Consider the following 12,355-nt stretch of genomic DNA (forward strand, 5'->3'; position numbering starts at 1 on the left):
GTCAGCGCACCTGCACGGTGGACTGGGGACCGGACTTGGCGTCCGATTTGGGAGCCGACTCGACCACGTCCGTGTCGCGGGGCTTGGGCGCCGTATCCTCCGTGGCCGGATGGAGCTCGACGGTCTTCACCTGCTGGCCGGCCGAAATCTTCTGCACGCCTTCGACCACGACGCGGTCGCCGACCTTCAGGCCCTCCCGGACGATCCATTGGCGGTCGACCACCGGGCCGACCTCGATGGGCTGGAGCATGACCTTGTTGTCCTCGCGCACCACCCAGACCTCGGGCTTGCCGTCGCTGGTGCGCTGGATCGCCTGTTGCGGGACGGCGAGCGCATCGGAATCGATGCCCTGCTTGATCCGGGCGCGCACGTACATGCCGGGAAACAGCTCGTCGTGCGGGTTGGGGAACTGCACGCGCAGGGTCACCTGGCCGGTGCTCGGATCGGCGGTGACATCGGAGAACAGGAGCCTTCCGGCCGAGCCGTAGAGGGAGCCGTCATCCATGATGAGATGGACGTTGGCGGTATCGCCGGACAGGCGCGAGAGCTCGCCGCTAGCGAGATCCCGCCGCAGCTTGTTCAGCTCGCCCACCGATTGGGTGATGTCGACGTAGATCGGATCGAGCTGCTGGATGGTGGCGAGGTTCGAGGTGGCGCCCTGGTCGACCAGGGTGCCTTCGGTGAGAAGGGCACGGCCGATGCGGCCCGAAATCGGGGCGCGGACATCGGTGTAGTTCAGGTTGAGCTTGGCCCGGTCGCGGGCGGCCTTGGCGCCGGCCACTTCGGCCTGCGCCTGCTTCAGGCCCGCATAGGCGCTGTCGTACTGGGCCTGACTCGCCGTCTGGCGCGTCAGCAGCTGTTCCAGGCGGTCGGCCTGCTGCCCGGCCAGGACCTGCGCCGCCTCCGTGCGGGCGAGCACCGCCTCGGCGCTCTGCAACTCCACCTGGAAGGGCGCCGGGTCGATCTTGTAGAGGACGTCACCCTCCTTGACCAAGCTGCCCTGCTCGAAGGTCCGCTTGATGACGAGGCCCGAGACACGCGAGCGGACTTCCGCGATGCGCATGGGGGCGACGCGGCCCGGCAGATCGCGCACGTAGGGAATCGGCTGCTCGCGCACGGTGACGATGCTCACCTCCGGCGGTGGGGCCGGCACCGGTGCCGCCGCCTGCTGCTTCTGGTTGCAGGCCGACAGGGTGACGAGGACGATGCCGGCGGCGACGGAGGCCGGGCGCGCCCAGAACACGCGTGTGGAGGGAGACGTCACGATCACTTCGCTCCTGCGAAATCGGGTCGATGCGCGGCCCACGCGATCGGGGCCGGCAGCGCTGCGTTGAGGGGCCACGACTGTCCGGGACCGGAGCGGTTCGCGGCAAACGCCGGGCCACGATGGGCGTGGTCCGACGCGGCGATGCGGGGCATCGGGGAGAAGGCTATGGCGCGAGGCCGTCGGACCGTACTGGCTCGATCGCAGGCTCGCACACGATCTTGGCGATCAGACGACCATGGCGGCGCGCGCATGAAGAAATACGCCTCGACGGGGAATGGCCCGGCAAAAAGGCGCCGGATCGTGCTTCCCGGCGGCTCAGGTATGGCGCCGGGGCGGCCGGTCCGGCGGCTGGGTCACGCGGCTCTCGGCCGAATGCGACGGGGCCACGCCGAAAGCGTCCCCCTCCAGCGGCAACGGCATGAACCGCGGTAAGGGGGCCGCGATCGTATCGCGAAAGTCGTCCGCCTCCGCTGCCGCATGCGGCAACCGCACGGTGGCTCCGCACGTCGATCCATCGTCACTCAGGACGACCGCGCTCACGGAGAAGGGAGAGGCCGAAGCGCTGGCGACCGAGCCCGCATCGGACAGGAGGCCGAAGACGACGAGAAGCAGGGCGACCGCATGGACCATGCGCGACAGGATCGACGTCCGCACTCCTCGGGACGGCGCGTGGATCGATCGCGGGCCGGTCTGCGGCTGGTTGTATGTTCCAGAACTTCTCACGGTCTGAAGTCTGGTGCATGACGCCGCCGGCTACAAGTTCCTGCGGCATTGTGTCAGGGTTCGGTCGGACCCCGCTGGTCGACGCCGTTGCGCGGATCACACAGGGCGTCCGCCTTCCACCGCGTCGCGGTTGACCGTTCCCCGTCCGGCGGCCAAGGCTCCGTCCCCGGCCATCGGCCGCCGACCATCTGCCTGCCGGGTCCGGCGCCGCGACGGCGCCGAACCTGCTTCGGCTGGAGGAGACAACCATGCAGACCCGCATGCCGACGCGCCGCGGCCTTGCCGCCTCGGTTCTCGCGGCCGCCCTGACGTTTGCGACGGCGCCCGGCGCCCGGGCCGGCAACCCGTTCGACAGCGGTCCCATCGCCGACTTCATGAACATCTTCCGCGAGCAGGCGATTCCGCGCGAGACCGTCGCCTGGAAGGGTGCGGAGAAGCCCGGCACCGTCGTGGTCTCCACGAGCCAGCGCCGCCTGTTCTACGTGCTCCCCGGCGGGCAGGCCGTGCGCTACGGCGTCGGCGTCGGGCGCCAGGGCTTCTCGTGGTCGGGCCAGAAGGCCGTGACCATGAAGAAGGAATGGCCGGATTGGCGCCCGCCGGCACAGATGCTCGCCCGCCGCCCCGACTTGCCGCGCTTCATGGCCGGCGGCCAGGACAACCCGCTGGGCGCCCGCGCGATGTATCTCGGCTCCACGCTCTACCGCATCCACGGTTCGAACGAGCCCGAGACCATGGGCGCCGCCGTCTCGTCGGGCTGCATCCGCATGACCAACAAGGACGTGGTCGATCTCTACGACCGCGTGAAGGTCGGCACCAAGGTCGTCGTCCGCAACTGATTTTGTCGAGACCAAGGGGAAGCACCCGGGTCTCGACGACTCCCCCGCCCGCCTCTGGTCGGCTCATCCTGAATCGCCAGAGGGCACATGATCTTCGGTGTCGATCCCGGCCTGCTCGCGGGCCTGTTCGCCGTGGCGGTCGCGGCGGGGTGCGTCGATGCCATCGCGGGCGGCGGCGGCCTGATCACGCTCCCGACGTTGCTGCTGGCCGGCCTCGATCCCGTGAGCGCCATCGCGACGAACAAGCTCCAGGGCTCCGCGGGCGCCGTTTCCTCCACCCTCGCCTTCGCCCGGCGTGGCCTGATCCACTGGCCGGCCGCCTGGAAGATCGCGGTCTCGGCCGGTCTTGCCTCGGTCGCCGGAGCCCTGTGCGTCAGCCTCCTGCCGCGCCCCGTCCTCGATGCCGGTGTGCCGATCCTGCTCGTCGGAATCGCCCTCTACTTCGCCACCGCCCGGCGCATGAGCGCCGAGGACGCCACGGCGCGGATGAGTCCGGCCGTGTTCGCCCTGACCTGGGCGCCGGCAGTGGGCTTCTACGATGGGGTGTTCGGGCCGGGCGCCGGCGCGTTCTACATGATCGGGTTCGTCACCCTGCTGGGCCTCGGCGTCGTGCGCGCCACCGCCCACACCAAGCTCGCCAATGCGGCGAGCAACCTCGGGAGTCTCGCGCTGTTCGCGTTCGGGGGACACGTGTTCTGGGCCATCGGCCTGACCATGGCGGTGGGGGCGATCCTCGGCGCGCAGATCGGCGCCCGCCTCGCCATTCGGCTCGGAGCACGGCTGATCCGGCCGCTCCTCGTCACCATCGCGTGCGCCATGGCGATCCGGTTGCTCTCCGACCCGGCGAACCCGCTCCGGCACGCCGTGGTCGGTCTGTTCTCCGCTGGGTGATCGGCGCGGCAAGACTTACCGTGGCATGAACGCCCAGTAGTCGAGGTCGAGGATCACCGACGGGTCGTAGGCATCGCCGACCTTGTCGGGGTGGCTGCCGCAGGGCTGGTTCTTCGTCGCCACCGTGCGCAGGCGCAGCAGCCCGACATCGGACCGGCCGGGCAGTTCGGCCGTCTCCAGCACCTCGCTCCAGGCATAGACCGTGTCGCCGGCGAACAGCGGCGCCACGTGGCGGCCGGCGTTGATGCCGGCCAGCGCGAACGCGTTGGCGAGACCGTTGAAGCTGAGCGCGCGCGCCAGCGAGATCACGTGGCCGCCGTAGATCAGCCGCCGGCCGAAGCGGGTGTCCTTCGTCGCGAAGGCGTCGAAATGGACCTTGGCGGTGTTCTGGAACAGGCGCGTGGCGATCTGGTGCTCGGCCTCCTCCACGGTCATGCCGTCAACGTGGTCGATCTTCTCGCCGACGACGTAGTCCGAGAAACGGTGCGGGCTGCCCGCCAGATCGACATCGTAGGCGCGCGCCTCCAGCGGCGGCAGTGCCCCGGCGAGGTCGGCCGGCGACACCACCTTGGCGAAGGTCGGCACATGCTCCTGCGCGATCGTCGCCTCGGGGTCGCGCTTCTTGACGAGGACCCAGCGGCAATAGCTGAGCACCGTCTCGCCACTGGCGTCCGAACCCGTCGAGCGGACGTAGACCACGCCGGTCTGGCGGTTCGAACTCTCCTTGAGACCGATGACCTCTGAGACCGTGGACAGGGTCTCGCCCGGATAGACCGGCCGGTGGAAGCCGCCCTCGGCGTAGCCGAGGTTGGCCAGGGCGTTGAGCGAGATGTCCGGTACGGTCTTGCCGAACACCACGTGGAAGGTGAGCAGATCGTCGAGCGGGCTCTGCGGGTAGCCGAGCTTACGCGCGAAGGCGTCCGACGACTGGACCGCGAAGCGCGGGCCGTAGAGCGCGGTGTAGAGCGCCACGTCGCCGGTGGTGACCGTGCGGGGCGTGGCATGGCGGATGGTCTCGCCGAGGCGGTAATCCTCGAAGAAGCGGCCGGGATTGGTCTTCATGGGCGCGGATCGTCCTCTCGCGAAGGAATGGGGCGCTCAGCGCGTGTAGACGGTGGCCTGCACCGGCACGAATTCGTGGAGCAGGCGGCTGGCGAAGAGCAGCAGCAGCACCAGCACGATGGGCGACAGGTCGACGCCGCCGAGGTTGGGCAGGATGTTGCGGATCGGCCGCAGCACTGGTTCGGTGAGCCGGTAGAGCACCTCGCCGATCTGCGAGACGATGGGATTTCGGACGTTCACCACGTTGAACGCCACGAGCCAGCTCAGGACGGCGCTGGCGATGAGCACGTAGATGTAGAGCTGGACGACGGTGTCGAAGAGCCAGAGGAAGGCGTTCATGCGTGGGATCGATGTCCTCGTGGTCCCGCGCTCCGGGCACGGTTCACGCGCCCGCACGGCAGCAGGATTTCCGGAATTGACAGGCCGGCGTGCGCAAGCCTAAAAGGCCCGCACCCCGGAACGGGGCTGTAGCTCAGATGGGAGAGCGCCGCAATCGCACTGCGGAGGTCAGCGGTTCGATCCCGCTCAGCTCCACCACCGTTTTCTCGGAGGAGATCGGTGGTGATGCGATTCCCGGTCAGCGCCGCGCCGTCGAAGACATCCAGCATAATTCCTGACGTCCGCGGCGGGATCGACCTGCTCGAAGTCGACGCGCGCGCCGCTTGGCGCGTTGCAACCGGCTGATCCTGGACCGGCGACTGCCCGGACCCCCGTCACCCGCCGTCCGATCCGCGAACCGACGTCGATCGGCGGTCTCGGTCCCGCGATCGATACCCATCCCGTATCGATCAATCCGTTCATCGCATTGGACGAACTATAAGTTGCCCCCTAACCCTGGATGCCAAGGCGCATCGGGTTCGGTTCGGTGCGAACACAACTATAGTTCCGGGTGGAAACGATGGCGCTGGCTATTCCGCTGGAGGCGCAGGCGCGGGGCCGCGTGCGCTGGGGCATTCTGCTGATGCTGTTCACGACCACGGTCGTGAACTACGCCGATCGGGCCATCATCTCGATCGCCGGCACGCCGATGTCCCAGGATCTCGGCCTGACGCCGGTGAGCCTGGGTTACATCCTTTCCGCCTTCAGCTGGTCCTACGTCGCCGCGCAGATGCCCGGCGGTTGGATGCTCGATCGTTACGGCTCCAAATGGGTCTATGCGGGAGGCATCTTCTTCTGGTCCGTGTTCACCTTGGCTCAGGGCTGGGTCGGCTTCTTCGGCGGCGGCGCGGTGGCCATGCTGTTCGCCCTTCGCTTCCTCGTCGGCATCGCCGAGGCCCCGTCCTTCCCCGGCAACGCCCGGATCGTGACGGCCTGGTTCCCGAGCGCGGAGCGGGGCAAGGCGAGCGCGATCTTCAATTCGGCCCAGTACTTCGCCCCCGTCCTGTTCGCCCCCCTGACGGCTTGGGTCACGCACGAATACGGCTGGCGCTACGCCTTCATCGTCATGGGGGTGATTGGCATCGTGCTCGCGCTGATCTGGGTCCGTGTGATCCACGATCCCGCCGACCACCCCACCGTGACCCGCGCCGAACTCGACCACATCGCCTCCGGCGGCGCCCTGCTGGCGCTGGATGGGGAGAAGTCCGCCGACAGGAAGGGCTTCGATTGGGGAACCGTGCGCCAGCTCCTCTCCAACCGCATGCTGGTGGGCATCTACGTGGCGCAGCACTGCATCAACGTGATGACCTACTTCTTCCTCACCTGGTTTCCGATCTACCTCGTCAAGCAGCGCGGCCTCACCGTGCTCCAGGCCGGATTCGTCGCCTCGCTGCCGGCGCTCTGCGGCTTCCTCGGCGGCATCCTGGGCGGCGTCATCTCGGACGCGATCCTGAAGCGCACCGGCTCGCTCACGAAGGCCCGCAAGATCCCGATCGTGGCCGGCATGCTGCTCTCGATGTCGATCATCGCCTGCAACTACGTCGATTCGCCGGCCTTCGTGATCGGCTTCATGGCGCTGGCCTTCTTCGGCAAGGGCATCGGGGCGCTCGGCTGGGCGGTGATCTCGGACACCTCGCCGAAGGAGGCGGCGGGCCTCAGCGGCGCCATCTTCAACATGTTCGGCAACACTGCCGGCATCACAACGCCGATCGTCATCGGCTACCTCGTCCAGGTGTCCGGCTCGTTCAACGGCGCCCTGGTCTTCGTCGGCTGCAACGCGCTGATCGCGATGATCGCCTACCTCGTCATCGTCGGCGAGATCCGGCGCGTCGAACTGCGCAAGTCCTGAATCGGGAAAGGCCTGAGGAGAACGACCATGCTCGGTGAACCGGCCGCCATGACTGAGAACACCGGGGACACGCCCCGCACCCTGCGCCTGCACGAGCACGACAACGTCGCCATCGTGGTCAACGCCTTCGGGTTGCCGGCCGGCACGGTCTTCGCCGACGGACTGACCCTGGTGGAGTTCGTGCCGCAGGGGCACAAGGTGGCGCTCGTGGACATCCCGCAGGGCGGCACGGTGGTGCGCTACGGCGAGGTGGTGGGCATCGCGCTGCGCCCCCTGCCGCGCGGGTCCTGGGTCGAGGAATCGAGCGTCGAGACGCCGGTGGCGCCCGACCTCGACGCCCTGGAGAAGGCGACCCGCGTGCCCGCCCCCCTGCCGCCGCTCGACGGCTACACCTTCGAGGGCTACCGCAACCCGGACGGCTCGGTCGGCACCAAGAACATCCTGGCGATCTCGATCAGCGTGCAATGCGTGGCCGGCACCCTCGACGTCGCCATCCGGCGGATCAAGCAGGAGCTGCTGCCGCGCTACCCCAACGTCGACGACGTGGTGGGTCTCACGCACGCCTATGGCTGCGGCGTCGCCATCAACGCACCCGAGGCGGTGATCCCGATCCGCACCCTGCAGAGCCTCGCCCGCAACCCGAATTTCGGCGGCGAGGTCATGGTGGTCGGCCTCGGCTGCGAGAAGCTCGTCTCCGAGCGCCTTCTGCCGGACGGAGGTGCCGCCGAAGACGGCGGTGTCGTGCGCCTGCAGGACGAGCGTCACGCAGGCTTCGGCATGATGCTCGACAGCATCATGACCATGGCGGAGGCTCGCCTCGAAGTGCTCAACCGGCGCACCCGCGAGACCTGTCCGGCCGCCGACCTCGTGGTCGGCCTGCAATGCGGCGGCAGCGACGCCTTTTCGGGCGTCACCGCCAACCCGGCCCTCGGCCATGCCGCCGACCTGCTCGTGCGCTGTGGCGCCACCGTGCTGTTCTCCGAGGTGACGGAGGTACGCGACGCGATCCATCTGCTCACCCCCCGCGCCGCGACGCCCGAGGTCGCCGACGCGCTGATCCGCGAGATGGCCTGGTACGACGATTACCTCGCCAAAGGCGGGGCCGACCGCCGGGCCAACCCGTCGCCCGGCAACAAGAAGGGCGGCCTCAACAACATCGTCGAGAAGGCCCTGGGCTCGGTCGCCAAATCCGGCACCTCGGCCATCACGGGCGTGCTCGCGCCCGGCGAGCGGGTCCGCGAAAAGGGCCTGATCTTCGCCGCGACGCCGGCCAGCGACTTCGTCTGCGGCACCCTCCAGCTCGCCTCCGGCATGACGCTCCAGGTCTTCTCCACCGGCCGGGGCACGCCCTACGGCCTCGCCCACGCGCCGGTGATCAAGGTGGCGACCCGCACCGAACTGGCGGAGCGCTGGTCCGACCTCATCGACCTCGATGCCGGCCGTATCGCCACGGGCCACTCAACCATCGAGGAAACCGGCTGGGACCTGTTCCACCTCATCCTCGACGTCGCCAGCGGTCGCAAGCAGCCGTGGTCCGATCGCTGGGGCCTGTTCAACGACCTCACGTTGTTCAATCCGGCGCCGATCACCTGAGGGACACCCTCATGCCGCTCGCGCCCGGGCTCAGATCGTCCGGCGCAGACGGCTCGCGAAGAAGCCGTCGAGGCCGCCCTTCCGCTCGGGGGCGGTCCCGTCGAGCTGCGACGGAAGGGTGCGCAGGTCGCCCTGGGCGTCGATGGGCTCGGACAGGCCGCCCAGCTCCTCCGGCCTCACCGGCACGCGCTCGAACCCGTCGTTGCGCTTGAGGAAGTCCCTGATTTGACGCTCGCCCTCCTCCGGCTCCAAGGAGCAGGTGCAGTAGACGATCCGGCCGCCGGGCTTCACCAGGATCGCGGCCCGGTCGAACAGCCGCCGCTGCAGGGCGGCGAGGCGCAGGATGTCGTTGCCCGCCTTGGTCCAGGCCACATCCGGATGGCGGCGGATGGTGCCGGTGGCCGAGCACGGCGCATCGAGCAGCACGGCATCGAACTGACCCGGCTCCTCGACGTCCAGGGCGTTGCCGACACGGATCTCCGCGTCCAGCCCGAGGCGTGCGAGGTTCTCGCGCAGGCGCTCGAGGCGGGGGCCTGAGCGATCGACAGCGACGACGGTCGCTCCCGCCGCGGCGAGCTGGGCGGTCTTGCCGCCCGGCGCCGCGCAGAGATCCGCCACCCGCTGGCCGGGCGTCACACCGAGCAGCCGGGCGGGAATCGCGGCCGCCGCGTCCTGCACCCACCACGCGCCCTCGGCGTAGCCGGGCAGGTCGGAGACGGCGGAGCGGACCTCGTGCAGGCGCACGCTGCCCGTCGGCAGGGCGACGCCCCCGAGGCGTTCGGCCCATTCGTCGGCCGAGCCCTTGACCGTGATGTCGAGGGCGGCGCCGGCAAGGTGGGCCGCCGCGATGGCTTGTGCGGTTTCCAGCCCGTAGGCGTCCCGCCAGCGTCCGGCGAGCCAGTCCGGCGTGTTGTGGGCCAGGGGATCGGTCATCTCGCCGAGGATCTCGGCACGCTCGCGCACGATCCGGCGCAGGACGGCGTTGACGAGGCCGGACAGGTGCTGGAGCTGCGGGTCGCCCTTGGCGAGGCGTACGCCGAGATCGACGGCGGCGTGGTCGGGTACGTTGAGGTCGAGGATTTGGGCGGCGCCCGTGGCGAGCAGGGCGACGAGGCGGGGCTGGCCCTCGGGGAGCCCCTGCGACAGGCGCGCGGCGAGCATTCGCTTCAGGAAGCCGAGGCGCCGGAAGGTGGCGGTGGCGATGGCCCGCGCCAGGGCCGTGTCGGCGCCGTCCAGGGCGGCATCACGCCCGGCCTGTGCCAGGGCATCCTCGAGGGCGAAGGCGTGGGTGCTGGCCAGGAGATCGGCCACGGCGCCGTGGGCGACCTGGCGGGCGGCGAGGCCCGCGACGGTGCGGTCGATGGCCGTGATCGGCCCCTCCGCGTTGCGGCGTGTCGCCATGAGTGCCACTTCTCCTGAGAGATCGCGCCCGACCGAGCCGGGCATCCTTCGGGACAGCCCTTTCACCCCTCACCTCCGAGATGCAAGCCATGCCGATGCAGGACGATACGGAAAACCAGAGGTCCGCCCCCCGCCCGCCCCTCTCGGCCGCCGCGACCCGGGCGCTCGCCGAGGCGGAATCCCGCCGCAAGGACATCGACGCACGGGCGGCCGAGATCGCCGCGGCGCGTGAGCGTCAGGGGCGGGGCGGCCTGGAGCCGGTCCGCTACGACGATTGGGAGATCAAGGGTATCGCCGTCGACTTCTGAAGGGCCGGAACGTCCGGTGCTCCGCCTCGGTTGGCCTCGCACCATCGCGTACGAGGACAACCATGGCCATCACCAAGATTTCGAGCCGCACGGCCACAGCCGGCGCTCACGGAGAGATCGCCCTCGCCGGAGGCCGCTCCGTCGCCCTGCGGATGTGGCGCGAGGAAGAGCCGAACGGCGACAAGGCGAGTGCCAGCCGTCCCTACGAGACCGTGGGTTACGTGGTCGCGGGCCGCGCCGAACTCGTGGTGAACGGCGAGACCACGACCCTGGAGCCGGGCGATTCCTGGCTGGTGCCGGCGGGCGCCGAGCACACCTACACGATCCTCGAGACCTTCACGGCCATTGAGGCGACGGCGCCGCCGGCCGCCTGAACCATCAGCGGTCGCCGGATGATCCGGCGACCGCCCCGAGATCAGCGGACCACGTAGACCGGCGTGCCCACCGAGACGCGGCTGTAGAGGTCGACCACGTCCTGGTTGTACATGCGGATGCAGCCATACGAGGCGTAGGAGCCGATGGAGTTCGGCCGGTTGGTGCCATGGATGGCGTACTCGCCGCCGGACAGGGTGAGCGCCGCCGAACCCATGGGGTTGTGCGGCGAGCCGCCGGCGATCACGTCGGGCAGGCGCGGGTTGTCGCGCTTGACCTCGCGGGGAGGAGACCATGCCGGATGCACGTACTTGCCATCGATCTCCCGTGCCCCGGTCCATTGCTTTCCGGGCTTGCCCACGGCCACGGGATAGCGGATCGCCGTGCCGTCGCCGTTGACGAGGTAGAGCCGGCGCTCGGCCGTGCGCACCACCACGGTGCCGGGGCTCACGCCTTCCTGAAACGCGACCACCTCCCGCGCCGCCGCCGGCATCGCCGTGAGCGCGCCGACCAGCACGGCGATGCCCGACGCGAAAGCGTACTTCCTGAACCCGACCATGAAATCCATTCCCATCAGCGTTGTCCTGACGGTGATCCTTCGGGATCGAGGTTGCTGTTCCGATTACGTCTTCGCCTCGGCGGGGGATAACTGCGCGAAACCTGAGACGACGGTAAAAAGACATCCGGGCCGGTCCGGAGCAAAGCAAGGCTTCGTGTTAAGTCCCGGTTGACCTTCCCCGCGTGTCAGCGCTCGATCAGGGCCGCCGCGACGCGGTCCTGCCAGCCGTGGCGGACGAGTTCCGGGTCGGTGTGCTCCTCCACGGGGAAGCCGACGCAGAGATAGGCGACGAGGTGCCAGGCGCAGGGCACCTCCAGGACCGTACACACCGTCTCCGGCTCGAGGATCGAGACCCAGCCGACCCCGAGCCCATGGGCACGGGCGGCGAGCCAGAAGGTCTGCACGGCGCCCACCACGGAGTAGCGCAGCATTTCCGGCATGGTGGCGCGGCCGAGGCCGTGGCCGGATTCGGTGGCCTCGTCGCAGAACACCGCCAGGTGCACCGGCGCCTCGTGCAGGCCAGCGAGCTTGAGACGGATGTAGACGTCGCGCCGCTCGGCCGCGTAGCCCGTGGCGGCGGCTTCGTTGCAGTGCTCGAAGCTCCGGGTCACCGCCGCGCGGCGCGCTGGGTTCGTCACCCGGACGAAGCGCCAGGGCTGGCTGTTGCCGACGGAGGGACTCAGCGCCGCGAGGTCGAGGCAGCGGCGCAGGAGAGTCTCGTCCACGGGATCGCCGCGAAAGCGACGCACGTCGCGGCGCCACGCGAACAGCTCCGCGAGGGTTTGACGAAAACCGGCATCGAACTGGACCAAGACCTGTCGTCCCACGGAGCACGCGACCCTGTCATAGAACTTGATTCGGGGAAGCGCGCGAAAAAAGGGCCGCGCTCCGAAGAGGCGGCCTGAAGTCCTTGGGTCTCGAAACCTCCGGAGTGTCGGTCCGTGGAGGCCGGTCCAGCCCCCGAGAGCTGGGGAGCCGTAGGGTTCGGGTGCCGAACCGGCCGACGGAACCGACGAGGTTCGGCAACAGGTATGCCGCCTCATCACGGCACGCGCGGGGCCTCTTCGCGGCGGAAAGATGGTCGTGTGCCAGCGCACCCGCGGGCGGGCGCCCCTG

Annotated in this window: 13 protein-coding genes and 1 tRNA gene; 7 read left to right on the forward strand and 7 right to left on the reverse strand. The window is 69.4% G+C overall.

Annotated elements, in window-relative coordinates:
• Window position 1: 1 nt before the first annotated feature.
• Entirely contained in the window at window positions 2-1,243 is a 1,242-nt protein-coding gene (locus tag MKK49_RS13920) for an efflux RND transporter periplasmic adaptor subunit (protein WP_409565075.1), read from the reverse strand.
• 339 nt (window positions 1,244-1,582) lie between these two features.
• Window positions 1,583-1,897 (reverse strand): hypothetical protein, encoded by a 315-nt coding sequence (locus tag MKK49_RS13925; RefSeq protein ID WP_244029349.1) that lies wholly within the window; start codon window positions 1,895-1,897, stop codon window positions 1,583-1,585.
• A 353-nt stretch (window positions 1,898-2,250) separates the two neighbouring features.
• Here MKK49_RS13925 and MKK49_RS13930 point away from each other — a divergent pair, with 353 nt between their 5' ends.
• Both MKK49_RS13930 and MKK49_RS13935 read left to right on the forward strand, forming a co-directional pair.
• A complete protein-coding gene (locus MKK49_RS13930; RefSeq protein WP_244029473.1) occupies window positions 2,251-2,826 on the forward strand; it encodes a L,D-transpeptidase in 576 nt (191 codons plus the stop codon).
• 87 nt (window positions 2,827-2,913) lie between these two features.
• On the forward strand, window positions 2,914-3,717 hold the full coding sequence (locus MKK49_RS13935; protein ID WP_244029351.1) for a TSUP family transporter: 804 nt from the start codon (window positions 2,914-2,916) through the stop codon (window positions 3,715-3,717).
• Between the two features lie 15 nt (window positions 3,718-3,732).
• On the opposite strand, the gene MKK49_RS13940 is transcribed toward MKK49_RS13935, so the two are convergent.
• Both MKK49_RS13940 and MKK49_RS13945 read right to left on the reverse strand, forming a co-directional pair.
• A complete protein-coding gene (locus MKK49_RS13940) occupies window positions 3,733-4,779 on the reverse strand; it encodes a MaoC family dehydratase (RefSeq protein ID WP_244029353.1) in 1,047 nt (348 codons plus the stop codon).
• A 36-nt stretch (window positions 4,780-4,815) separates the two neighbouring features.
• Window positions 4,816-5,118: a YggT family protein gene (locus MKK49_RS13945; protein WP_244029354.1), complete on the reverse strand. Its 303-nt coding sequence runs from the start codon at window positions 5,116-5,118 to the stop codon at window positions 4,816-4,818.
• Between the two features lie 122 nt (window positions 5,119-5,240).
• On the opposite strand from MKK49_RS13945, the gene MKK49_RS13950 reads away from it, so the two are divergent.
• The 3 genes from MKK49_RS13950 (at window position 5,241) to garD (ending at window position 8,599) form a co-directional block, all read left to right on the forward strand.
• Window positions 5,241-5,316 (forward strand) — tRNA-Ala (locus tag MKK49_RS13950).
• 361 nt (window positions 5,317-5,677) lie between these two features.
• The gene (locus tag MKK49_RS13955; protein ID WP_244029356.1) at window positions 5,678-7,006 is read left to right on the forward strand and encodes an MFS transporter; all 1,329 of its coding nucleotides are present in this window, start codon (window positions 5,678-5,680) and stop codon (window positions 7,004-7,006) included.
• A 48-nt stretch (window positions 7,007-7,054) separates the two neighbouring features.
• On the forward strand, window positions 7,055-8,599 hold the full coding sequence (gene garD, locus MKK49_RS13960) for a galactarate dehydratase (protein ID WP_244029475.1): 1,545 nt from the start codon (window positions 7,055-7,057) through the stop codon (window positions 8,597-8,599).
• A 30-nt stretch (window positions 8,600-8,629) separates the two neighbouring features.
• Here the strand turns inward: garD and MKK49_RS13965 are convergent, their stop codons facing one another.
• Window positions 8,630-10,000, reverse strand: a complete 1,371-nt coding sequence (locus MKK49_RS13965) for an RsmB/NOP family class I SAM-dependent RNA methyltransferase (protein WP_244029358.1) — start codon at window positions 9,998-10,000, stop codon at window positions 8,630-8,632.
• A gap of 89 nt (window positions 10,001-10,089) precedes the next feature.
• On the opposite strand from MKK49_RS13965, the gene MKK49_RS13970 reads away from it, so the two are divergent.
• Window positions 10,090-10,308, forward strand: coding sequence for a DUF1674 domain-containing protein (locus MKK49_RS13970; protein WP_409565074.1), 219 nt, complete (start codon window positions 10,090-10,092; stop codon window positions 10,306-10,308).
• A gap of 62 nt (window positions 10,309-10,370) precedes the next feature.
• A complete protein-coding gene (locus MKK49_RS13975; protein ID WP_244029360.1) occupies window positions 10,371-10,682 on the forward strand; it encodes a cupin domain-containing protein in 312 nt (103 codons plus the stop codon).
• A gap of 41 nt (window positions 10,683-10,723) precedes the next feature.
• Here MKK49_RS13975 and MKK49_RS13980 read toward each other — a convergent pair whose 3' ends face one another.
• Both MKK49_RS13980 and bluB read right to left on the reverse strand, forming a co-directional pair.
• A complete protein-coding gene (locus MKK49_RS13980; protein WP_409565076.1) occupies window positions 10,724-11,239 on the reverse strand; it encodes a L,D-transpeptidase in 516 nt (171 codons plus the stop codon).
• Window positions 11,240-11,424: 185 nt separating this feature from the next.
• A complete protein-coding gene (gene bluB / locus MKK49_RS13985) occupies window positions 11,425-12,051 on the reverse strand; it encodes a 5,6-dimethylbenzimidazole synthase (RefSeq protein ID WP_244029363.1) in 627 nt (208 codons plus the stop codon).
• Window positions 12,052-12,355 lie beyond the last annotated feature (304 nt).

This window comes from Methylobacterium sp. J-090, assembly GCF_022829345.1.
Classification (GTDB): domain Bacteria; phylum Pseudomonadota; class Alphaproteobacteria; order Rhizobiales; family Beijerinckiaceae; genus Methylobacterium.

Coding starts and splice junctions, on each gene's coding strand:
- MKK49_RS13935 (WP_244029351.1), top strand. CDS start 2,914: ATGATCTTCGGTGTCGATCCCGGCCTGCTCGCGGGCCTGTTCGCCGTG.
- MKK49_RS13965 (WP_244029358.1), bottom strand. CDS start 10,000: ATGGCGACACGCCGCAACGCGGAGGGGCCGATCACGGCCATCGACCGC.
- MKK49_RS13930 (WP_244029473.1), top strand. CDS start 2,251: ATGCCGACGCGCCGCGGCCTTGCCGCCTCGGTTCTCGCGGCCGCCCTG.
- MKK49_RS13945 (WP_244029354.1), bottom strand. CDS start 5,118: ATGAACGCCTTCCTCTGGCTCTTCGACACCGTCGTCCAGCTCTACATC.
- MKK49_RS13925 (WP_244029349.1), bottom strand. CDS start 1,897: ATGGTCCATGCGGTCGCCCTGCTTCTCGTCGTCTTCGGCCTCCTGTCC.
- MKK49_RS13975 (WP_244029360.1), top strand. CDS start 10,371: ATGGCCATCACCAAGATTTCGAGCCGCACGGCCACAGCCGGCGCTCAC.
- MKK49_RS13940 (WP_244029353.1), bottom strand. CDS start 4,779: ATGAAGACCAATCCCGGCCGCTTCTTCGAGGATTACCGCCTCGGCGAG.
- MKK49_RS13980 (WP_409565076.1), bottom strand. CDS start 11,239: ATGGTCGGGTTCAGGAAGTACGCTTTCGCGTCGGGCATCGCCGTGCTG.
- MKK49_RS13970 (WP_409565074.1), top strand. CDS start 10,090: ATGCCGATGCAGGACGATACGGAAAACCAGAGGTCCGCCCCCCGCCCG.
- garD (WP_244029475.1), top strand. CDS start 7,055: ATGACTGAGAACACCGGGGACACGCCCCGCACCCTGCGCCTGCACGAG.
- MKK49_RS13955 (WP_244029356.1), top strand. CDS start 5,678: ATGGCGCTGGCTATTCCGCTGGAGGCGCAGGCGCGGGGCCGCGTGCGC.